Here is a 21,297-nt window from a genome sequence, read left to right on the forward strand (position 1 = left end):
GATTTACAAAAAAGACGGTTTTCCGTAAAAGTATAGAATCTTAACAAAGAGTAATATACAAGATATCATGAGGCAAAAACTATAGGAGGTAGCTGTGGCACGCACGATCCCGCTAGAGAAAGTACGCAACATTGGTATTGCGGCGCATATAGATGCGGGCAAAACAACAACAACAGAGAGAATATTATTTTACTCTGGGATAATTCATAAAATTGGCGAAGTTCACGAAGGAACTGCTGTCACAGACTGGATGGAGCAAGAGCGGGAGCGGGGAATTACCATTACTGCTGCTGCGATCAGTACCAGTTGGAAAGATCATCAAATTAACATTATCGATACTCCTGGTCACGTAGACTTCACAATTGAAGTTGAGCGTTCCATGCGCGTGTTGGATGGTGTAATCGCAGTATTTTGTTCTGTGGGTGGCGTGCAACCGCAGTCTGAGACAGTGTGGCGTCAAGCAGAACGCTACAAAGTTCCTCGGATAGCCTTTATTAACAAGATGGATCGCACCGGAGCGAACTTTTATAAAGTTCACGAGCAAATTCGCGATCGCCTGCGGGCGAATGCGATCGCCATTCAACTACCAATTGGTAGTGAAAACGACTTCCGAGGTATCGTTGACCTAGTAGGGCAACGTGCGTATATTTACGCTAATGACCAAGGAACTGATATTCAGGAAACTGATATCCCAGAAGAACTACAAGCGCAGGTAGACGAATTCCGTACCAAACTAATAGAAGCCGCGGCAGAAACCGATGATGCTCTGATGGCTAAGTACTTCGACGGCGAAGAACTTACAGAACAGGAAGTTCGGACTGCCCTGCGTAAAGGCACAATTGCGGGGACAATTGTACCAGTACTTTGCGGTTCGGCATTCAAAAACAAAGGCGTACAGTTGATGCTGGATGCCGTTGTTGATTACCTGCCAGCGCCAAGTGAAGTACCGCCAATTCAAGGCTTACTGCCCAATGGCGATACTGTTGAGCGGCGGGCTGATGACAACGAACCCCTAGCAGCTCTGGCATTCAAGATTATGGCTGACCCTTACGGTCGCCTGACATTTGTTCGCGTTTATTCTGGTGTTCTGAAGAAGGGCAGCTACGTTCTCAACGCTAGTAAGAATAAAAAAGAACGGATTTCCCGCTTAGTTCTAATGAAGGCAGACGATCGGCAAGATGTCGATGAACTGCGAGCGGGTGATTTGGGAGCAGCTTTGGGATTGAAAGACACCTTGACAGGCGACACGCTTTGTGATGATGCATCGCCAGTAATTCTGGAATCCCTATTCATTCCTGAGCCTGTAATCTCGGTGGCGGTTGAACCCAAAACTAAGAACGACATGGACAAGTTGTCCAAGGCTCTGCAATCTCTCTCAGAAGAAGACCCCACTTTTCGTGTCCGCGTCGATCCCGAAACAAACCAAACCGTGATCGCGGGAATGGGAGAACTACACCTAGAAATTCTAGTAGACCGGATGTTACGAGAATTCAAGGTGGAAGCGAATGTAGGTGCCCCACAAGTAGCTTACCGAGAAACAATTCGGAAAGCTGTAAACAAAGTTGAGGGCAAATTCATCCGCCAAAGTGGTGGTAAAGGTCAATACGGTCACGTTGTGATCAATTTGGAGCCTGGAGAACCCGGTAGTGGCTTTGAATTCGTTTCCAAAATTGCTGGCGGTACAGTACCTAAAGAGTACGTTGGCCCCGCAGAACAAGGGATGAAAGAAAGCTGCGAATCCGGTGTTCTAGCTGGATATCCATTGATTGACGTTAAAGCGACGCTAATTGATGGGTCATACCACGATGTAGACTCTTCAGAAATGGCTTTCAAAATCGCTGGCTCAATGGCGATGAAAGAGGCTGTGCTGAAAGCTTCACCTGTCATCTTAGAGCCTATGATGAAAGTTGAAGTTGAAGTTCCTGAAGACTATATGGGGAACGTCATTGGCGACCTCAACACCCGCCGAGGGCAGATTGAAAGCCAAAGCACCGAAAAGGGACTCGCTAAGGTAACATCTAAAGTTCCACTGGCGAGTATGTTTGGCTACGCCACTGATATCCGGTCAAAAACGCAAGGTCGGGGTACCTTCACGATGGAATTCAGCCACTACGAAGAGGTGCCTCGCAGCGTAGCTGAAACTATCATTGCAAAAAGCAAAGGGAACGCTTAGTTAAAATAAGGAAATGAGCATTCATGGCACGCGCAAAGTTTGAAAGGAATAAACCCCACATTAATATCGGTACAGTTGGCCACGTTGACCACGGTAAAACTACCTTGACAGCAGCCATCACCATGACCTTGGCCGCTATGGGTCAGGCTGTAGCTAAAGGCTACGACCAAATTGATAATGCCCCAGAAGAAAAGGCACGGGGTATTACCATCAATACAGCTCACGTAGAGTATGAAACTGCAAGTCGGCACTATGCTCACGTAGACTGTCCAGGACACGCTGACTATGTGAAGAACATGATCACCGGTGCTGCCCAGATGGACGGAGGTATCCTCGTCGTTGCTGCTACCGATGGTCCTATGCCCCAAACCCGCGAACACATTCTGTTGGCAAAACAGGTTGGTGTTCCTAGTCTGGTTGTCTTCTTGAACAAAGAAGATTTGATGGATGACCCAGAACTCCTGGAACTAGTGGAACTAGAACTGAGAGAACTGTTAAGCAGCTATGATTTCCCTGGCGATGATATCCCTATTATCAAAGGTTCTGGTCTGCAAGCTCTGGAAGCAATGACCAAGAATCCCAAAACCCAACGCGGTGAAAATCCTTGGGTAGACAAAATCTATGAACTGATGGATGCTGTAGATTCTTACATCCCCACTCCTGAGCGGGATGTTGATAAACCCTTCCTGATGGCTGTAGAAGACGTGTTCTCAATCACAGGTCGTGGTACTGTAGCCACTGGTCGGATTGAACGGGGTGTAGTCAAAGTTGGCGATAACGTTGAACTAGTGGGTATCAGAGATACTCGTGCTACTACCGTGACTGGGATTGAAATGTTCAAGAAGAGTCTTGAGCAAGGTATGGCTGGAGATAACGCTGGCGTACTACTCCGGGGTATCCAGAAGGCTGATATTGAACGGGGTATGGTCATCGCTAAACCTGGTTCGATTAAACCTCACAATGAATTTGAAGGTGAGGTGTATGTCCTCACAGAAAAAGAAGGTGGTCGTAAGACTCCATTTTTCGCTGGCTACCGTCCCCAGTTCTACGTGCGGACAACTGATGTAACTGGTACCATCAAAGCCTACACTTCTGATGAAGGCAAAGAAGTAGAAATGGTGATGCCAGGCGATCGCATCAAGATGACAGTAGAATTGATCAACGCGATCGCGATTGAACAAGGAATGCGCTTCGCTATCCGCGAAGGTGGTCGCACCATCGGTGCTGGTGTCGTTTCCAAAATTATCAAGTAGCACCTTTTTGCTCATAACAAAGGAGCAGAGATGGTATTTATTTTGCCTCTCTGCTCCTTTCTCTTCCCTCTATAAATAAGGTAATAGGTTACAGGGGACAGGTAATAGTTTTCTGTAACCTATAACTTGTAACCTTTAACCTGTAAATACTCCCCTAATTACGCAGAACCTGGAAAATTAAAGATGGCAACTCTACAGCAGCAGAAGATTAGAATTCGCTTACAAGCCTTTGACAGGCGCTTATTAGATACATCTTGCGAGAAGATTGTAGACACAGCTAACCGCACCAACGCTACAGCCATAGGCCCAATTCCTTTACCAACAAAACGCCGGATCTATTGTGTGCTGCGATCGCCCCACGTAGATAAAGATTCACGGGAGCACTTTGAAACCCGTACTCATCGCCGGATTATTGACATTTACCAGCCCTCCTCTAAGACTATTGATGCCCTGATGAAATTGGATCTACCATCGGGTGTAGATATTGAAGTCAAACTTTAATTTAGTCATTAGTCACTTGTACTGAGCGTAGTCGAAGTATTGGTCATTTGTCATTAGCAAAGGACGCAGGACAAAAGACAAATTACATTAGTATGAATATTTACACGGCCCTGAAGAAATAAATATATCTCAGGGCTTTTATTTCGCTAGGAAACAAATGATAGAATGTAGATAAAGTACGGGAAAAGCAGAGAAAAATAAATTTTAAAGATTAAGTTTATACCAAAGTAACAATGACATCATCTTCTAAAATTGCAGTTCGCGAACTACCTCTGTTCCCGTTACCCGAAGTAGTTCTGTTTCCTACCAGGCCATTACCCCTGCACATCTTTGAATTTCGCTACCGAATCATGATGAACACGATTTTGGAGAGCGATCGCAGGTTCGGTGTTTTGATGTTTGATCCAGTCAAAGGTACAATTGCAAACACTGGTTGCTGTGCCGAAATCATTCATCACCAACGGCTGCCAGACGATCGGATCAAGATGATGACTTTAGGGCAGCAAAGATTTCGTGTCTTAGAGTATGTTCGTGAAAAGCCATATCGCGTTGGCTTAGTTGAATGGATTGAAGACCAACCACCGACTAAAGATTTACGACCTTTATCAACTGAAGTAGAACAACTACTGCGAGATGTGGTGCGTCTATCAGCAAAATTAACCGAACAAAACATCGAACTACCAGAAGATTTGCCCGATCTACCAACAGAGTTATCTTATTGGGTAGCCAGTAACCTTTATGGTGTCGCCGCAGAGCAGCAATTATTATTAGAAATGCAAGATACTGTAACTCGTCTAGAGCGAGAAGCAGAAATTTTAACTTCTACTCGGAATCACTTGGCAGCTCGTGCTGTTCTCAAAGATACATTTAGTGAAAAATGAGGAGTTAGGAGTAGAGACGCGATTAATCGCGTCTGTACAGGAGTGAGGAGTTAGGAAGAAAAAACAGAAATAAAAGATCGACAACTTATAATTTATATTTCCTAGCTGATAATTGGTAAATCCCAAATAATAACTCTTAACTTCTTAAGTAACGGCGCCAATCGGTAAAACATTGTAAGCGCCAAGAATTTTTAAAATCTCTGTGTGGATAGTTAATTCTGCTAAAGCAGATTGCATTTGTTCTTCCTTGGCATCCGCTTCTAAATCCATGAAAAACAAGTATTCGCCTAGCGATCGCTTCGTCGGACGAGATTCAATCCGGCTGAGGTTAATCCCTAGTTGAGCAAATATTTGCAAAGGTTTGACCAATGCTCCGGGTGTGTTGGCAGGCATACTAAAAGCCAGTGATGTGTGACTAGCAGGCGCTTTTGTTGCTTGGTATCTAGCGTCCACCTCACCCTGACTTACTACCCAAAAACGAGTAAAGTTTTCTGGATTGTCGTTGATACCACTAGCAAGTATCGGCAGGTTGTAGAGTTGAGCAGCTCTACTAGAAGCTATCGCTGCTGTTGTTGTCTCTTGCTCCAATAGCTGTAGTGCTTCGGTTGTGGAATTGCTGGGAATAATCTGTACAGTTGGGAGAAACCGCTCTAACCATCCCTGACATTGTGCCAAGGCTTGCGGGTGAGAATAAACAGTTTTAATCTTATCTAAATTAGATGCGCAAGAAATTAATGTATGGGCAATGGGTAATACCAAAGCCAACTGAATTCGCAAATTGTCCAACTGCCATAGTGTATCCATTGTTGTAGTCACACTTCCTTCAATAGAATTTTCTACTGGCACAACAGCCAAGTGAGCTTGACCATCAGCAACGGCGTGCAGTGATTGAGGGATGGTGGGATAGGGACATAACCTAGCTTCAACTCCCGTACTTCTAGTTAGCCAGTTAACATAAAAAACAGCTGCTTGCTCTGTGTAAGTGCCGGGAGGCCCTAAATGTGCGATCGATAAAGTCATGCTTTTATACCAAGTTGCGAGTTTAATGCCGAAACAGAGATTATGATATTTTGCTTTGGAAAATATATTCAACACCTACTCTACTAAACACTGTTATTTTTAAAATTTACGCACTAAACGGATAGAACGAAATATGTATCCAAGAAAGCAAGTGATGCAAATGAGTCTTTTAGTAGATAGATTTTGTAGCAGTTTTTTGCTAAGTTCCTATGAAGATTTAAGAGCAATTATATTGGTTTCTATCCAGAAAAATAAGCATATCCTTGATTTTGTGTCAAGACTTAAATCCTAATCTATATTTCCTGAACTAAAGATAGAATGAGCGTACCAACTTTTTGCTCATAATGTATAGCTGATAAGCAATAATCATTTTTATAGTCAATAAATTTTGTACTTTTCTAATAATCAGAACTAAGTTGTTAAAAAATATTAAAATTAAGAAACAGATATTTTTATTAGCTCATGGCTACCCGGTTTACTGCCTCCCAATCGGTTGAAATCGCTGTTCCAGAGCAGCCTATTCCCATTCAGCACTACTTACGCCAGCCTCAACGTCTAGTTAAGGCTTTGGCTGACAACAGTAGAATTGAGCAGCTTTCTGAGGAAGTATTTCGCTTGAAAATGCGTCCGTTAACTTTTATGTCATTGAGTATTCAACCTACTGTAGACATGAGAGTTTGGGCAGAATCAAATGGAATAATTTATTTGCGATCGCTAAACTGTGAAATTTTAGGTTTCGAGTATATTAACCAGCGATTTGCTCTCAATTTAAAAGGCTATTTGTCTCCCAAAGAGTTTAGCACTGGCACTCGCCTGCAAGGAAAAGCTGATTTAGAAGTAGTGGTAGATTTTCCACCGCCATTTTCCTTTACTCCTAAGCCGATTTTAGAAGCTACTGGCAATGGTTTGCTTAAAAGCGTACTGTTGTCAGTCAAGCAACGGTTATTAAATCAACTTTTGGTAGATTATCGCTACTGGGTGATATCACAAACCAAAGATAGAGGACTTGACAGTGATAGTACTGAATTACCAATCCTGAATGCTGAGTAATTTTTTAACAAACAGAATTCAGAAGCCAGGAGTCAGAATACCCTTTCAGGGAAGCAAGCTACAGAATTGAACTCTGTAATTAGTAGAAGGTCTGTAGCTTGCTTCCCGCAGCTTATCCCCTACTAAACTAATTGATTCTGAATTCTGAATTCTGTATTCTTCTTTAATCACTCAACACTCAGACCTTTGATTTGGCAAGGACGAAAAGACTGACGATGCAGAGGCGAGGGACCGTATTGTTGCAAAGCCAGCAAATGTCGCTGGCTACCATAACCCTTGTTACACTCCAGGTTGTACATAGGGTATTTTAATGCTAGACGCATTATCAGATCGTCACGCCAAACCTTAGCAACAATACTAGCAGAGGCAATAGCGAGCGATCGCTCGTCCCCTTTAACTATCGTTTGTTGCGGTAATAGCAAATCTTTGATTGACTGATTGCCGTCAATTAAGCAGAGTGCAGGCTGTACCTTTAACTTCAGCACAGCCCGCTTCATTGCTAACAACGTCGCTTGCAAAATATTTATTTTGTCAATTTCGGCAGTAGAAGCAAACCCAATTTTCCAGTCTATAGCCAGCCCACAAATTAGCTGCGCTAGCTCAGTTCTCCGAGAACTAGACAACTTTTTGCTGTCTTTGATTTTAGCTGCTATCAGTATTGGCAAAGCCCGATCTGGTAAAATCACTGCTGCCGCCACCACAGGGCCAAATAGAGCACCTCGCCCTACTTCATCCACACCTGCAACCAACCCTGGAATCTCTAACAAGGTAGAAAACTCCAACCAAGTGGATTGTTCCAAAGGCGTTGGCAATATTTCTACCATAAAGCAAATTAATTATCCTCGATCGCTGAGGAACGGCGGCGGCGGCGGCGGCTGGCAGTGGCGCTGCTATTAGCTTCACTTTCATCTGCGATCTCGTTCGCGGCGGCGGCTTTGGCAGATAAGCGTCCCGAAGGATTTACAGTCAACTCCGATGGTTCAGTTGTTTCTTCGATCAGAGATTTTTGTTCTGGCTCAATAACTTTTGGTGTCGGTATTTTGCTTGCAGTTATTTCAGGTGTTGCCTTTTGGGCAATAGTGATTATTTCAGGTGCTGCTTTTTGGACAATAGTTGATTCTGAGGTTGATTCAATTGGGGTCGTTGGCTGTTGACCAGGCTGAATCACATTAATAATTACAGACTTGGTATTTTTCACCTCTTGCTCTAACTTCACCAACGGAGATATTCCCATTAAGGCAAATATATCCTGTTCTTGAAGGCTCATTTCTACAGTTCTAATCTCCGGTGGTTCTACCACTGGCTTAACTGGTTCTGCCTTGATAATTTTAGTGCGCTCTACTCTTTCATTCCAACCTGGTTTGCCAAGGGTGGGTGAGGGAATTTCTGGTGCAACTCCTAGTTCTGGTTCCACATCCAGGTCTAAATCTGGCTCGTTAACAAAAGCCAAGGGATTGGGAACAATCCGAGATTCATCTTTCCCGTTTAACCCATTGACACCAATTCGACTGCGGCGAGTGCGGGTACGGCGCTTATCATTAAGTTCTTGATAACTAGGATGATTGATCAGATTTAGGTTGCTCAATTCCGAATCGCCCTCAAATGCTTCCCCAAATCCATCGTATGTTTCTCGTGGTTCCGGGATGCGGGCAGATGGCTGACGTGGTTCTCGGTGAGGCAAGGATACAAAACGTTCGCGCTCTGATGTCTCTGCGGGTATTGGCAATCGGTTTTCAATTTCTCCAGGCAGACGCACGGTATGTCCTAAACCGCCACAAGTGGGACAAGTTTCACCAAACAATTCATAAATATTTTGACCCTGACGTTTGCGGGTCAATTCTACTAAACCCAGTTCGGTAAGTTGGGCAATCTGGGGACGAGCTTTGTCTGCTTTGAGTGCTTTATTAAAGTGTTCGAGAACTTGTAGTTGGTCACGTCGCGATTCCATATCGATAAAATCAACGACGATCACCCCGGCGATATTTCGCAGACGCAACTGACGAGCAATTTCTGTTGCCGCTTCGCAGTTTGTCCACAAAACTGTTTCTCTAGCTGTTGCCGATCGCGTAAACGAACCTGAGTTAACATCGATTACGGTTAATGCCTCCGTCGGCTCGATAATAATGTAACCGCCAGAAGGTAGGTCTACCCTTGGTTTCAGGGCTTCTCTAATCGCAGCCGTGATGCGGAAGTATTCTAAAATTGGGGAGCGATCGCGATGATGGTCAATCAACAATCCCTGAGGTGTTTGACCGCCACTCCAATTCTGCAAGTACTGTTTGACGCGCTTCAAACCAGTACTAGAATCTACGACAATCCGATTGACATCCGCGCCGTACATATCCCGTAATACACGCTGGATAAAGTCGTCGTCTCGGTTGAGCAGTGCTGGAGCACGGGTGGAATGGGCTTCCTGCTGAATGGCTTCCCATTGCTTTTGCAGCAATTCCAAATCTTCCATAATCGCTTCTTCGGGTTTGCCTTCTGCTTCTGTACGCACAAGCAAACCCATTCCCGCCGGTTTGACCAAAATCGCCAGCGCTCGCAAGCGGTTGCGCTCACTTTCACTTTTAATCCGTCGGGATAAATTTACGCCCCGACCGTAGGGCATCAGTACTACGTAGCGTCCTGGCAAGGTAATGTTACCCGTGAGTCTGGGCCCTTTTGTCCCCGTTGGCTCTTTCATTACTTGCACCAAAACTTTCTGCTGTGGTGCAAGTAGTTCTGTAATTGCTGCTGCGGTACGCTTGAGCTTCAATGGCCCCAAGTCGGTAACGTGAATAAACCCGTTGCGCTCTGGGTCGCCAATATTGACAAAAGCTGCATCTATCCCAGGCAATACGTTTTCTACTACTCCTAAGTAGATATCACCTATTTGATGGTGCCCCGTAGCAACAACGAGTTCCTGGATTTGATCTTCAGAAAAAACCGCAGCAATTTGGTGCTGCTCCGCGATGATAATTTGTTTCGGCATTCAATTTCCTCAAAAATTGGCAGCACTTACAGGTTTGAGGTTTGTTGTATCAAGTCCGGTTAATTACTTAATAATTCAAAACTACTTGCGTCTCCGCATCAGTTTTAATTATCAGTGTTTTCTCGGTTTGATATTATACTTTTGCTGCCCTCGCAACCCTCAAAAGGCGCTACTGATAATAAAAATCGCAAATCTGAGCTTCTAAGTTAAATAGCTATTGGCGCTCTTAAGAGCGTTTCTACGGCTGATTATTCCAGAACTGCTGTATATCGTTTAAGCAATTAAATCAACCGTCCGTGGTTGATTTGTGATGCAATACCCTCAAATCTTGAGAGTTCTGAGTTGAAAGTTCTAAATCCTGAGTGAGCATTTTAACTCAGGATGCTTTATTTGAGAGTAACCTACTGAATTCGTTAAGAAAAAGAAACTATTTCTATTTTCCATTCCCCGGATTTATCTTAGGGTTATACTCAGCTGCGCCAGTTTCTAACCTGCCTTGAGCCGCTCTAGCCTAAGACAAACAGTGCTTTGCGCGTCTTGTGAACATCTACAACAAGTCGGCATAACCGACAGCAGTTGCTTTAACTCTAAAGAAGTAATGCACTAGCTCTTGGGCACTACCTGGATTAGACATTCAGCAGTTGTTTAAAAGCATGGATTTAGAGAAGCTAATCGAGCCTGCTGTTAGTTACTGATTCACAAGGTAGCTATAGAGAGAGTGTGCATTCTTTAATCTGCTTTTTGTTTGTCCAGGATAAAATCCTAGAAGTTGCACTCTAATATCTTTGCTTTCGCCCCCTGAATATCAGGGTAGTGAACCAGCTAATTCAATGCAGCGCCAGAAAATTTCTCTTCACCCTATTCTAACGCAACCTTGCTAAAAATCAATTCCTGTGAGCTGCCATCTTAGAACAACTACTAGCAAGTTGCCCTACAGGGATTATACCCCTAAAATTAGCCGATTACGATGGATGTGCAGGAGTTGAAATTCTACACCAGCCACTGTCTCTAGCATAAACAGGATTTGTTCGGGACGCAACACCAAACCATCCTGACGATAACTACCTAAATAACGGATTACAGATGACATAGATTCTGCAATGCTATTGTGGGTTTCTACTAATTCCAGTTCAAATAAGCGATCGCGCAGATTTATTAACTGGCTCTTGCCTGATTTAGTTATTTGCTCGTACCAAAGTTCCTCTTTTGCTTTGATTGTATCAATCCAGTTTTGCCATTGTATGGGTGTTGTTTCTGCTAGTGCTGCTACAGTAATTAAATACTCTGCGGACTCTAGCAGTTGGGTAGCAGCACTAGCTTTTAAATCTATCTGCTCCACATTATATATAGGTATGTCTGTGGGCATTTCACGAGCCAATTTTTCTCGGAAAGTATCAACTTCCACTGGCACAGTTAACTCAAAATCTGCAATTTCACCGCTGCTAGTAGCCCCTAAAGCCAAAGCAGTTGCTAGAGAAATGCGTGGCATTGGATGAAACCCACCAGTAAAAGCAATTGGTAAGCCTGCTCGTCGCACAACTCGGTCAAAGAGACGGATTAAATCAAGATGGCTCATTAAAGCCATATTACCTTGTTTCCCAAACCAAACTCGCAGTCTTTGCGCCTTAGTTGTATTGGGGACAAATTCGCCAGCAAATTTTGGGATAGCAGGTGATTCAATCACGATATTATGCCCAAAATCGGTGCCACAGACGCCACAATGAGAACAACCTTCAAAAGAGCAGTCTGGTACAATTGCAGCTTCTAGAGCGCGTTGCAAGTCTGCTTGAAGCCACTTTTTGTCAATCCCGGTATCAATATGATCCCAAGGTAGGGGAATATCGAGGGAGTGGGGAGTGCTGAGTGGGGTATTCTCCTCTGCTTCTCTGCCCTTTTGCGCTTCTACGTGAAACAAATTCCATTCGCCATTTTCTACTTGGCGGTATTTCCAATCTAAATCAGCTTGGGCGATCGCAGATCCCCAAGCGCTAAAAGCTCGATCTAAATTTTCATACCAGGAATCCATACCAGCACCCAATTCCCAGGCACGGCGGACTACTTTGCTCAAATTGCGATCGCCTCGTCCCACAAAATCTTCCATTGCCGAAATGCGGACATCGGTAAAATTTACCTTTACTGCCTTGATTCGGCGGAATTCTTGCCGTAACAGGTTTTGTTTTCGCTTAAATTCAGCGGTAGAAACTGAGTGCCATTGGAATGGTGTATGGGGCTTGGGCGTAAAGTTAGAAATCGTCAGGTTAAAGTTTAGAGGTTTTCTGCCCTTGCCTCGACATTCTCGCTGTAGCCAGCTTACCGTTTCAGCAATGCCCACAACGTCAGCATCGGTTTCACCCGGCAAGCCAATCATAAAATACAACTTGATTTTATCCCAGCCTTGCTCCCAAGCGGTTTTTACTCCCCGCAATAATTCTTCATTCGTCAACCCCTTATTCACAATGTCTCGCATCCGCTGAGTACCAGCTTCTGGAGCAAAAGTCAGTCCACCTTGGCGCGTACCTCCCAGGATGTTGGCAATATTCTCATCAAATCTGTCTACCCGTTGGCTTGGTAGAGTCAGAGAAATATTTTCATTTTTTAAGCGATTTTTGATTTCCATCCCCACTGCTGGTAGGGACAAATAATCAGAACAACTCAGAGATAGTAAGGAAAACTCATTGTAACCAGTTGCCCGCATACCCTGTTCAATTGCTTCTACAACCTTATCAGGTTCTACATCCCGTGCTGGTCGAGTCAGCATTCCTGGTTGACAGAAGCGACAGCCACGAGTGCAACCACGCCGAATCTCAATGGTCAAGCGATCGTGCACTGTTTCTACGTAGGGAACCAAACCAATAGAATATGCTGGTATGGGAGTTGCAACCCGTCGCAGAATTCGTTTTGGTACGTCTGGGCGAAGAGGGTGAACCGAGCCATCCTCTGCCATATCGTAAAACTGAGGCACATATACGCCTGGTATCTGTGCCAAATCCAGTAACAGATTTTCCCGACTTAATCCTGCTTGTTTGCCTTCTTCTAATACCAAACCAATTTCTGGCAGCAGTTCTTCTCCATCTCCAAGGGCGATAAAGTCGAAGAAGTCGGCATAAGGCTCAGGATTTGATGTCGCTGTTTGCCCACCAGCGAAAATCAACGGAAAGGATGACTGGGTATCAGTAGATTCTCTGCCTCCCTGCCCCTCTGCTCCTCGATCACTGAGCGTAGCCGTTGGCGCAGCCTCTCGTAGAGAAGTGCTGCTCCCCTGCCTCTCTCGCCACGTCAAGGGAATTCCAGCCAAATTCAACATTTCGAGGATATTAGTTGCACCCAGTTCGTAACTGAGGCTAAAGCCTAAAATGTCAAATTCTGTCAGCGATCGCTTTGACTCTACCGCAAACAATGGCGTATTAGTCTCGCGTAGTTTGGCTGCCAGGTCTTTTCCTGGGAGGTAGGCGCGATCGCACAATTGACGCGGTTGGGCATTCAAGACGTTATAAAGGATTATGTGCCCTAAATTAGATGCACCGACTTCATATACTTCTGGGTAGGTTAAAACCCAACGTATTGCTGCCGTATCCCAAGGTTTTTGCACCACTAATAGCTCGTTACCCAGGTAACGAGCTGGTTTTAAAATATCCGACGTTATTAATCTTTCAACTGCAACAACCACTGTGCTATCTTCTAGCTACCTTAATTACAGCTACCTAAACCCAACATTAGCATTGAATTAGGTCTTCTAACAGATTTTATCGTTGCAACTTACAACTCCTTTACATAAAGTCCACTTATTATTGCCCGAACTTTGTGCTTTTACATAAAGTTATATTTGGGACAATTTGGCTTCAGCGTCTAATATTTCAAATACCCTATCGAGTTGCGTCAGTTCAAAAATCATTCTAATTTGTGGGGCAACAGCGCAAAGTTGGCAACTTCTTCCTAAAGTAAGAGCCAGCTTGTGTGTAGATAACAATGCCATCAACCCCGCGCTGTCTAGCGATTCTACTGCTGCTAGGTCTACTACCAAGGTGGAAATACCATTTTGCGCCAACGCTGTAGCCATATCTCGTTCAAATTCCAAGGCGTTTGCAGCATTTAAGCACCCTTGGGGGCGAATAACTGCAATTTTGGGATAGTTAAGCACTGCCTGCATAGTTACATCCTATTAAGAATTTTGAAGCGTCAAGCTAAAGATTATTTGAACATAAACTCTATTTTGTTGCATCGACCATACGTCTTAGCTCTCTTTGTTGAATCTTTATTGCTTTAGTATGTCTGTTTAAAGATTGTTATAATTCCAGGTTAAAATGTGTTTATATATACTTTTTTTTTATGTCACTTCAAAAACAATCAACTATAGACGGCCATAGAGCAGACAAATTATCAGTAACTATGCTGAGAAACCTTGCTTAGTCTATAACTAAAGCTAATTTAGCCAAGTCTTAACGTTAGGTTAAATCTCTCACTTTAGCGTTGCTGATGGCATACGGCAAAGTCATAGTGAATTATCTATCTAACTAATTAAATTGTGATATATATCACTACTAAGTTAGTATTTGGATCACTCTTTATACTGAGGCTGATCTGGGATGATTAGTGTCATATTACAGTTGGGTTATTACTTATGAGAACTCAGTACGCTATTCGTAAATTGGTAGAAAAAGCTCTTGACATTAAAAAACTAACTCCTGAGATAGAGAATGAAATCAACTCAGAACTGACGGAACTAGGTTACATTTCTGATGTTGATTACGAAGCCCTAGAATTATTAATGGCAGAGATGGATGCTGGACGAATCCAGTTGGTTCCTAGCCTGGGATTTTAAAAGAATTCATAATGACGCTTTCTACGAACGCGAACAGCGTGTCGCAGACAGAAGTTGTGTTTAGCTTGGTTCTCTGTAAGGTTACAATGACTCCCTAAAGTAATTCGTGATTAAATTTAGCAGGGGGATACAAGAGCGATATGATTGCTAGTCTTTTTCTATGAGGTTGATTATCTAAATACTTAAGGTGGCGTAAACTGTGCTGGTGAACCTCTACATTGTGCATTCTATCGAAAATCTCCATACAGTTCGCTAAACGCCTAAAAAAAATTCCTCCCAATCTGTTTGCTGAAATAGCAATACAATTTCACAGTATTCAATGTATAAAAGATGCTGGGAATTAGGAACTGGGGACTGGGAAGACAAGGAAGAATTATTCAAGAAGTCTCTATGTTGTCTATTTCCAATGCCCCATCCTAATCTCCAATCTCCAATCCCTCTTGATAGGCTTGCCAAAGTTGGTGAATAAACTGATTCAGTTGCTGCTTTGCGACTGAATCAGGTTCAGTTTTTGGTTCTTTCGCTAAAAGTTGGCTCAAGAAGGTAATTACTTCTGTGTCTAATGCTGGGCGAAATAAATTTGCAGGCCAAAGTAAGTCAGATGCATCTCGCAAATCAGTAATTAGGGGTGATTCTTCTATGAAAGTAACCATTAATAAAGGACGCACCCAGCACAACTGGCGGGAAACTACAAATTGAATGACTTCTGCATACAGGTTCCTGTCGCCATACTCTAGAGACACAATTTGTCCCGGTTGAAGAAAATCTAGGCTCATGTCCATCTTGGGCAGGGGCAAGGATTATTTTGCTTGCAACTTCTTTAATCTTAAAAGTGAAAATGCGCTACGTTTAAGGAAAGCTTCTGTAAGATTAGGGTAGCACTCTTACGGCAGCCATGTCTTAGACGTGTGCCTTATGAAGTGGCTACGCAAAACTAATACAACCAATCCCTGCCAGCAAAGGGTTTTCCTCGCATAGTATCTGAGCAGAAATACTATAGAATAGGTAAACAACTGTTGAGCGATCGCAAAACAGAGACTTTGTTGTAGTGAAGTAACGAGAAAAGAGCAAAGAGCCGTGTCAGTTGAAACCATTCAAAAGCCTTCCACAACCCGCAAGCTCGCGCCTCGGTATCGCGTTTTGCTCCATAACGACGACTACAACTCTATGGAGCATGTTGTACAGTCACTAATAACCACTGTACCAAGCCTTACCCAACCCCAAGCCGTGAGCATCATGATGGAAGCCCATACAAACGGGCTAGCTTTAGTCATTACTTGCGCCCTAGAACACGCTGAGTTTTATTGCGAAACATTGATAAGTCACGGTTTAAGTAGCACGATTGAACCTGATGAATAGTCAAATAATTCGTAATTCGTAATTCGTAATTCGTAATTAAAAAGGGTACAGCAACCTACACTGAATTTTTAATTTAGTGGACAACAAGACAGTGGAAAGTTCAGAGCTAAGACTGATTGTAATTATGGATTACGAATTATTTTGACTTATTTAGTATGAAAGAAAACCTTGTCCGTTTAGCTGAACGCCCTGCCCCTCTTAGGCTGGGTGCTTTTATTTTGACTTTATTGTTGCTATGGTTGCCATTGGCTACACCAATATACTTACTTGTACATGATTCAAACTTAGAAAGTATATTGACATTGGTATTGTTATATGCAATATTTATTTTTCTCCTGAGACTGTGGGGTAAATATGTCTACAAACAGACCCAAATTTTGCGGCATTATGGCTTAGAATTCACGCGGCAAAACGGTGTGGATTTACTGCGTGGCTTGGCTCTGGGGATAATTAATATTCTGATACTTTTTGGGGTAGAAAGTTTGTTGGGTTGGTTGGTGTGGCAACAACCGAAAGTTTTTTTGTTGAAAGTTGTTTTAGAGGGTTTACTTGTTGGCTTAGGTGTTGGATTTGCTGAGGAATTGTTATTCCGAGGCTGGTTGTTAGATGAATTACAACGAGATTACAGTCTGCGTGTGGCACTGTGGACAGATGCAACTACCTTTGCTACATTGCACTTTATTAAACCCTTGGAGGCAATTATTCATACACTGCCACAATTTCCAGCTTTAGTACTGCTGGGGTTAACGCAAGTATGGGGAAAGCGTTGGCGGAGGGGACGCTTGGGTTTTCCAATTGGTTTGCATGGTGGTTTAGTTTGGGGTTACTACATTATTAATGTAGGTAAATTAGTGAAATATTCTGGCCAAGTTCCTGATTGGGTAACTGGTGTGAATAATAATCCCCTACAAGGAGTGATGGGGGTGTTGTTAATGAGTGTACTAGCTTTGGGGATACGGGGGCGAACTGAGCGATCGCGTCATATATGAAAATAAAAGTACTAATTGTATCAGCTATTTGTTTATGAGAAATCAGCAGATAGATAGTGATTTTTGGATGCACTGGGTGTTAGCAAATGCTACTAGCTTCTTTGTAGGTCTTCCTTGCTTTCCACTTATGTTTGTTACTCCATTTGTATTAGTGCCGGGTCTAGCCCAATGGTTAATTTTAAGAAAGCAAATTAGTGGACTCAGCAGATGGTGGATATTAACTAATATTGTTGGTATTATCATATATGGATTAATGGGTAGAGAACTGCAAATTAACAGTAGTTTTAGTGATTTGTGTTATTATCTCAACACACATAGTTCTAATATGTGTGCAGTATTGGCTTACTCCATCAGTGGATTTTTTGGGGGATTTATCACTGGAGTACAGCAGTGGTTTTTCTTAAGAAGATACGTTTCTTTCTCTGACTTGCGGACAAGCTGGATATTAGCTAACACTATCGGCTGGACTTTGGGTGGTTTTATAGGTAGTATTACATTATTTAAAACTCTTTTTACTGTCTATTTTGTTATAGGATTACTTGCTTATGGATTCTTATTCGGTATGCTCAACGGAGCTATTACAGGAGTGTTTTTAATTAAAATTATCAAGCACAACAATAGATCAATAACATGAGCCAAGTGATAAAGTTACGCGAAGGCTTTCTCCTTTGGTTTAGTAGATTGCCCTCCTGAAGCCAAAAAAGTATATTTAGAAACTGAATTATTTAAGAAGAAAAACGATGACGCAATCTAACACCATTAAACAGCAGCGATCGCAAAGAATATTAGAACTATTTGCAATCGCGCCTACGCCAGATTTTTGACTAAGATAATTCCTTCACCACACCACTGGATCATGGTAACTGGTGTGAATAATAATCACCTGCAAGGAGTTATGGGAGTGTTGTTAATGAGTGTACTAGCTTTTTGGATACAAGAGCGAACTGAGCGATCGCGTCATATATGAAAATAAAAATATTAATCGTATCAGCTTATTTTTTAGTACTAATTATTTCACTAAGCTTCCTTTTGGCTGGCTGTGAGAATAAAAACGAAAATAAGGCAATGGATGAAAAGATATCAAGACTTGAGAAAGAAGCAGAAAAGCATCTTGTATATAAGATTCAGGAGCAACAGAGCTACTTCTCCAAACACAAAACCTTTTTTAAACCTCCTGATGAACGAGGAACTAATTCTGGTTACTTTCCACCAATTTTCGGAACACAAATTTGTTATGGTTACTATACTGAGATAAATGCTGACGTTCTCTCTAAGACAACTATTGATGCTGTTTATAGCTATGCCGTTCAAGACTATTGTAATGGAAAGTGGGGCTTTGAGCTTAAGTCCTATGTTGGAGCAGTCTTTGCTGTTCCCATTACTGGAGATAAACAACTGAAAACGCTAAGTATTGTTTGTAAAAGCGTTGAAAGTTTTGCCCCACCCTCTCGACCAGAATACATAAACGGTGTAGTAAAATGCCCCAATAAGACAACGAAAGTATATTAACGATTTAACTGCTCATAAATCGCAAGTACGAATGTCACCAAATGGTATTAACACTAGATAGTTGAATTTTGCTATCTCGACTAATCACTGGTACTCCTAGATATAAGGCTGTAGCAGCAATAATGCGATCGGGTAAATCTGGTACTTGTGAGCGATTTACTAAGGGCAAAGCTTCAGCTATGTGCCTATTAAAGGTAACTTCAAGCAGTACAGCATCACTTGTGTCAACAGATGCAAGCAAACGTTCAAGTGTTAGTGGAGAAATACGCCCTTTCTCACTCAAGTAGACAACTTCGGCTAGCGTAATGGAGGAGAAAGCAACTTGATCTCCAGAAGATGCTATTTGCGCTATAGTATTTTGGGCAGTTGTTGATAATCGTGAATCGCCAAAAATATACCAAATGACTGCATGAGTGACAGCTACAGCACGCAGCATCAAATATCCTCCCGTGGAAAGTTAGCCCATTCTTCACTACGGGCTACATCAATTTCCTCTGTGGAAGGTGCGTTTCCTAAATCAGCACAGAGTCCCCATAAGGATTGTCGGGGAAAGTTAGAGAGTTTATCTGTTAACTCGCGTTCTATATCAGGAGCAATTTGCTGGATCAAACGTACTTTGTCCACAGTTGAAAGCTGCTTTGCTAGTCTGATAACTTCTTTTAGACTCACAAATTTTCACCTGCTTCATCTGCAAAAATTTTAACAATAGCCAAGTATACTGGGCTTTTTGGTGCAATCTTTACGCAAGCGTCTCAACCACTGTCCCCACCAAACACGCTTTATTCAAATTAACACCGCTCAAATTTGCACCTTCTAACTCTGCACAGAGTAAATTCGCTCCCGTCAAATTCGCCCCTGCTAAATTCGCCCCCCGCAAATCAGCTTCTTCCAGGTTTGCTTCACTCAACAAAGCCCCTTGCAAATCGGTGCGACTCAAGTCTGCACCTTTGAGATTTGCCCCAGTCAGGTTTGCACCGCGCAAGTCAGCACCGCGCAAATCAACGCCTTGCAAGTTCACGTTCATTAAATTAGCGCCACTCAAGAAAGCACCCACCAATGACACATCACTGAGTCTTGCTCCCATCAAGTTAGCGCCGCGCAAATTGCTACCCCGCAAGTCAGCGCCCGTTAAATCTGCTTGCATCAGGTTTGCTCCCATCAAATTGGCCCGCAAGTCAGTTTCTTGGAGGTTCGCTCCCATGAGGTTCGCCCCCTCCAAATGCCCACCTTCGAGTTTAGAACCAGCAAAATTAGCGCCCACAAGGGTAGCGCCAGCAAGATTAATCCGGCTTAAATCCAGTCGAGAGAGTTCCTCGTCTTCTAAATTTGCCCCTGGAAGTTGTTTGAGTTGTCCTAATCTAATTGCTTCAATATTCATGTAAAGTAACTCCCAATCTCTTCACTGATCTTGCTGTGGCTATCCCATTGGGAATCAAGTATCCAGATGCCGGCGCTGAATTTGGGTGTCATCAAGGGTAAGTCGAGTCCCTGTTGTAAACCCATAACTAATAAAGCTAAGGTATCTACAAGTTTAGGGTCAAAGCGAGTAGATTCTTGCTGTTTGCACTCATCTAAAGCTTGAGTAAATATCTGTTCTCGGCTTTGATTTGACAATTTTTGCTGATTGAGTCGCCACTGAAAGTCTGCTAATAATGCCAAAATTCTCGACTCTAAGGGAATTTCATCTCCAGCTAAACCTGCTGGTTCTCCTAAACCATTCCACCATTCGGTTTGGTGAGTGATAATTTGGGCAACTGCTCGCAGTCGTGGCATGGTTCGCAATACTTGTGCCCCTGGTATTAAAGGACAACTGGGGGCATCTTCTTGGTAGCGTGTGGGTACATTACCAGAAGTCAGGACACTTTCGGCATTTTGTAATGGATCTATGCGATGCAACAAAGCCGCTAGCCGCAATCTCTTAATTTGCCATGCGGGAAGATCCAAAAGCTGGGCGATCGCTTCAGCAAGAACTACTACTTCCGCAGCTGCCATTGGATTGTTGACATCTGCCATATCCATCAGTTGCGCCATTCGCAAAAAGGCTTGGATTTCGTTAGAAACCAAGTTGCGATCCAGGGTTTGTTTCTGAAGGGCTGTAGGGATGGATAAATTATCTTGCCCAGTCTGGAGGTAATCTACTACACGAGAGACAACTGCACCTAAATTTTGGGATCTATCCATTGACGGTACAATTTGCTGTTTATCGGCTGTGAGTTTTTCCGCCAGTTCTGGGTTGTATTTTTTAATGTGAGCGATCGCTATTTCTGCTGTCTCTTGGACTAACTCTGGCTCAAATGTCCACAAGCCATAGAATTTACGCTCTAAGTCCGATGTCGGCACTCCAGCGCTACCATAATCAGCCTCTGATAATTCTTGACAAATTACCATCGCTGTGTATTTTGGCGACAAAATAATTAAGTGCCACTCCTGCGCCACTGGATCGCCTGGATTTAATCCTACTAAGTCTACATTGGGTAGCTGGCTGGTAGGATGTTCAGCAAAGCCGGATTCAGCGGCAGCCATGATGGCAATTTCGCGGCTATACTGGGCGATGTCTGCATATCGTTCAGCTTCTTGTAGATACCATTTACCTTGTTGGAAGGCTGTGATGACTAGGGGTGTACCGTCATCGGTTAAGATATGATCTTCTAAAGCGTGACACAGGGCAACTAAGGTATTTTTGTAGTAAACACCGAATCGAATTGGCCTGGTGGTGTGGCGATGAGCTGCTTCCAGCTGTTGTAGGATTGAACCTTCTAACATGGGATT

General features: G+C 43.1%; 21 protein-coding genes. 11 read left to right on the plus strand and 10 right to left on the minus strand.

All coding sequences use genetic code 11. The features are described 5' to 3' along the window. Positions 1–94: 94 nt before the first annotated feature. The 4 genes from fusA to V7K61_RS02325 all read left to right on the plus strand — a co-directional run bounded on the left by fusA (position 95) and on the right by V7K61_RS02325 (position 4,808). The gene (gene fusA, locus V7K61_RS02310; RefSeq protein ID WP_335050570.1) at positions 95–2,173 is read left to right on the plus strand and encodes an elongation factor G; all 2,079 of its coding nucleotides are present in this window, start codon (positions 95–97) and stop codon (positions 2,171–2,173) included. A gap of 23 nt (positions 2,174–2,196) precedes the next feature. Then, complete coding sequence (tuf, locus tag V7K61_RS02315) at positions 2,197–3,426, plus strand: elongation factor Tu (protein WP_099099763.1); 1,230 nt, start codon at positions 2,197–2,199, stop codon at positions 3,424–3,426. Between the two features lie 183 nt (positions 3,427–3,609). Next, entirely contained in the window at positions 3,610–3,927 is a 318-nt protein-coding gene (rpsJ, locus tag V7K61_RS02320) for a 30S ribosomal protein S10 (protein WP_008232935.1), read from the plus strand. Positions 3,928–4,160: 233 nt separating this feature from the next. Further along, positions 4,161–4,808 carry an LON peptidase substrate-binding domain-containing protein gene (locus V7K61_RS02325; protein WP_094349488.1) on the plus strand — a complete coding sequence of 216 codons (648 nt, stop codon included), beginning with the start codon at positions 4,161–4,163 and terminating at the stop codon, positions 4,806–4,808. A gap of 144 nt (positions 4,809–4,952) precedes the next feature. On the opposite strand, the gene pheA is transcribed toward V7K61_RS02325, so the two are convergent. Then, entirely contained in the window at positions 4,953–5,828 is an 876-nt protein-coding gene (gene pheA, locus V7K61_RS02330) for a prephenate dehydratase (RefSeq protein WP_335050572.1), read from the minus strand. Positions 5,829–6,290: 462 nt separating this feature from the next. Here pheA and V7K61_RS02335 point away from each other — a divergent pair, with 462 nt between their 5' ends. Further along, positions 6,291–6,878, plus strand: a complete 588-nt coding sequence (locus tag V7K61_RS02335) for a DUF1997 domain-containing protein (protein ID WP_335050575.1) — start codon at positions 6,291–6,293, stop codon at positions 6,876–6,878. A gap of 167 nt (positions 6,879–7,045) precedes the next feature. On the opposite strand, the gene V7K61_RS02340 is transcribed toward V7K61_RS02335, so the two are convergent. From V7K61_RS02340 to V7K61_RS02355, 4 genes are all read right to left on the minus strand, one after another. Further along, positions 7,046–7,702, minus strand: a complete 657-nt coding sequence (locus V7K61_RS02340) for a ribonuclease HII (RefSeq protein WP_335050577.1) — start codon at positions 7,700–7,702, stop codon at positions 7,046–7,048. Between the two features lie 8 nt (positions 7,703–7,710). Further along, positions 7,711–9,852, minus strand: coding sequence for an Rne/Rng family ribonuclease (locus tag V7K61_RS02345; protein ID WP_335050579.1), 2,142 nt, complete (start codon positions 9,850–9,852; stop codon positions 7,711–7,713). A gap of 940 nt (positions 9,853–10,792) precedes the next feature. Continuing rightward, positions 10,793–13,519 (minus strand): TIGR03936 family radical SAM-associated protein, encoded by a 2,727-nt coding sequence (locus tag V7K61_RS02350; protein WP_335050581.1) that lies wholly within the window; start codon positions 13,517–13,519, stop codon positions 10,793–10,795. A 150-nt stretch (positions 13,520–13,669) separates the two neighbouring features. Next, positions 13,670–13,999: an STAS domain-containing protein gene (locus V7K61_RS02355; RefSeq protein WP_335050583.1), complete on the minus strand. Its 330-nt coding sequence runs from the start codon at positions 13,997–13,999 to the stop codon at positions 13,670–13,672. Positions 14,000–14,470: 471 nt separating this feature from the next. Here V7K61_RS02355 and V7K61_RS02360 point away from each other — a divergent pair, with 471 nt between their 5' ends. Continuing rightward, positions 14,471–14,671, plus strand: coding sequence for a hypothetical protein (locus V7K61_RS02360; protein WP_094349495.1), 201 nt, complete (start codon positions 14,471–14,473; stop codon positions 14,669–14,671). Between the two features lie 416 nt (positions 14,672–15,087). On the opposite strand, the gene V7K61_RS02365 is transcribed toward V7K61_RS02360, so the two are convergent. Beyond that, positions 15,088–15,453 carry a hypothetical protein gene (locus tag V7K61_RS02365; RefSeq protein WP_334899358.1) on the minus strand — a complete coding sequence of 122 codons (366 nt, stop codon included), beginning with the start codon at positions 15,451–15,453 and terminating at the stop codon, positions 15,088–15,090. Positions 15,454–15,748: 295 nt separating this feature from the next. On the opposite strand from V7K61_RS02365, the gene clpS reads away from it, so the two are divergent. From clpS to V7K61_RS02390, 5 genes are all read left to right on the plus strand, one after another. Beyond that, positions 15,749–16,030 carry an ATP-dependent Clp protease adapter ClpS gene (gene clpS, locus V7K61_RS02370; RefSeq protein ID WP_292815791.1) on the plus strand — a complete coding sequence of 94 codons (282 nt, stop codon included), beginning with the start codon at positions 15,749–15,751 and terminating at the stop codon, positions 16,028–16,030. 155 nt (positions 16,031–16,185) lie between these two features. Further along, the gene (locus V7K61_RS02375) at positions 16,186–17,019 is read left to right on the plus strand and encodes a CPBP family intramembrane glutamic endopeptidase (RefSeq protein ID WP_335050586.1); all 834 of its coding nucleotides are present in this window, start codon (positions 16,186–16,188) and stop codon (positions 17,017–17,019) included. Positions 17,020–17,053: 34 nt separating this feature from the next. Then, positions 17,054–17,653, plus strand: coding sequence for a hypothetical protein (locus V7K61_RS02380; RefSeq protein WP_335050588.1), 600 nt, complete (start codon positions 17,054–17,056; stop codon positions 17,651–17,653). Between the two features lie 186 nt (positions 17,654–17,839). Next, positions 17,840–17,986, plus strand: coding sequence for a hypothetical protein (locus tag V7K61_RS02385; RefSeq protein WP_335050590.1), 147 nt, complete (start codon positions 17,840–17,842; stop codon positions 17,984–17,986). Then, positions 17,983–18,528 carry a hypothetical protein gene (locus tag V7K61_RS02390; RefSeq protein WP_335050593.1) on the plus strand — a complete coding sequence of 182 codons (546 nt, stop codon included), beginning with the start codon at positions 17,983–17,985 and terminating at the stop codon, positions 18,526–18,528. Before V7K61_RS02385 ends, V7K61_RS02390 begins: the two co-directional genes overlap by 4 nt. Positions 18,529–18,562: 34 nt before the next feature. On the opposite strand, the gene V7K61_RS02395 is transcribed toward V7K61_RS02390, so the two are convergent. The 4 genes from V7K61_RS02395 to V7K61_RS02410 form a co-directional block, all read right to left on the minus strand. Then, positions 18,563–18,964 carry a type II toxin-antitoxin system VapC family toxin gene (locus V7K61_RS02395; RefSeq protein ID WP_335050594.1) on the minus strand — a complete coding sequence of 134 codons (402 nt, stop codon included), beginning with the start codon at positions 18,962–18,964 and terminating at the stop codon, positions 18,563–18,565. Next, positions 18,964–19,197 carry a hypothetical protein gene (locus V7K61_RS02400; RefSeq protein ID WP_334779451.1) on the minus strand — a complete coding sequence of 78 codons (234 nt, stop codon included), beginning with the start codon at positions 19,195–19,197 and terminating at the stop codon, positions 18,964–18,966. The genes V7K61_RS02395 and V7K61_RS02400 overlap by 1 nt, the downstream gene beginning before the upstream one ends. Before the next feature lie 70 nt (positions 19,198–19,267). After that, positions 19,268–19,906, minus strand: coding sequence for a pentapeptide repeat-containing protein (locus V7K61_RS02405; RefSeq protein WP_335050597.1), 639 nt, complete (start codon positions 19,904–19,906; stop codon positions 19,268–19,270). After that, positions 19,903–21,291 (minus strand): DICT sensory domain-containing protein, encoded by a 1,389-nt coding sequence (locus tag V7K61_RS02410; RefSeq protein WP_335050599.1) that lies wholly within the window; start codon positions 21,289–21,291, stop codon positions 19,903–19,905. The genes V7K61_RS02405 and V7K61_RS02410 overlap by 4 nt, the downstream gene beginning before the upstream one ends. Positions 21,292–21,297: the final 6 nt, after the last annotated feature.

Source organism: Nostoc sp., from assembly GCF_036918015.1.
In the GTDB taxonomy this organism is placed as follows: domain Bacteria; phylum Cyanobacteriota; class Cyanobacteriia; order Cyanobacteriales; family Nostocaceae; genus Nostoc.

Coding starts and splice junctions, on each gene's coding strand:
- V7K61_RS02405 (WP_335050597.1), bottom strand. CDS start 19,906: ATGAATATTGAAGCAATTAGATTAGGACAACTCAAACAACTTCCAGGG.
- V7K61_RS02365 (WP_334899358.1), bottom strand. CDS start 15,453: ATGGACATGAGCCTAGATTTTCTTCAACCGGGACAAATTGTGTCTCTA.
- V7K61_RS02360 (WP_094349495.1), top strand. CDS start 14,471: ATGAGAACTCAGTACGCTATTCGTAAATTGGTAGAAAAAGCTCTTGAC.
- V7K61_RS02325 (WP_094349488.1), top strand. CDS start 4,161: ATGACATCATCTTCTAAAATTGCAGTTCGCGAACTACCTCTGTTCCCG.
- V7K61_RS02390 (WP_335050593.1), top strand. CDS start 17,983: ATGAAAATAAAAATATTAATCGTATCAGCTTATTTTTTAGTACTAATT.
- V7K61_RS02355 (WP_335050583.1), bottom strand. CDS start 13,999: ATGCAGGCAGTGCTTAACTATCCCAAAATTGCAGTTATTCGCCCCCAA.
- V7K61_RS02410 (WP_335050599.1), bottom strand. CDS start 21,291: ATGTTAGAAGGTTCAATCCTACAACAGCTGGAAGCAGCTCATCGCCAC.
- rpsJ (WP_008232935.1), top strand. CDS start 3,610: ATGGCAACTCTACAGCAGCAGAAGATTAGAATTCGCTTACAAGCCTTT.
- pheA (WP_335050572.1), bottom strand. CDS start 5,828: ATGACTTTATCGATCGCACATTTAGGGCCTCCCGGCACTTACACAGAG.
- V7K61_RS02345 (WP_335050579.1), bottom strand. CDS start 9,852: ATGCCGAAACAAATTATCATCGCGGAGCAGCACCAAATTGCTGCGGTT.
- V7K61_RS02395 (WP_335050594.1), bottom strand. CDS start 18,964: ATGCTGCGTGCTGTAGCTGTCACTCATGCAGTCATTTGGTATATTTTT.
- V7K61_RS02335 (WP_335050575.1), top strand. CDS start 6,291: ATGGCTACCCGGTTTACTGCCTCCCAATCGGTTGAAATCGCTGTTCCA.
- V7K61_RS02375 (WP_335050586.1), top strand. CDS start 16,186: ATGAAAGAAAACCTTGTCCGTTTAGCTGAACGCCCTGCCCCTCTTAGG.
- V7K61_RS02380 (WP_335050588.1), top strand. CDS start 17,054: ATGAGAAATCAGCAGATAGATAGTGATTTTTGGATGCACTGGGTGTTA.
- V7K61_RS02340 (WP_335050577.1), bottom strand. CDS start 7,702: ATGGTAGAAATATTGCCAACGCCTTTGGAACAATCCACTTGGTTGGAG.
- tuf (WP_099099763.1), top strand. CDS start 2,197: ATGGCACGCGCAAAGTTTGAAAGGAATAAACCCCACATTAATATCGGT.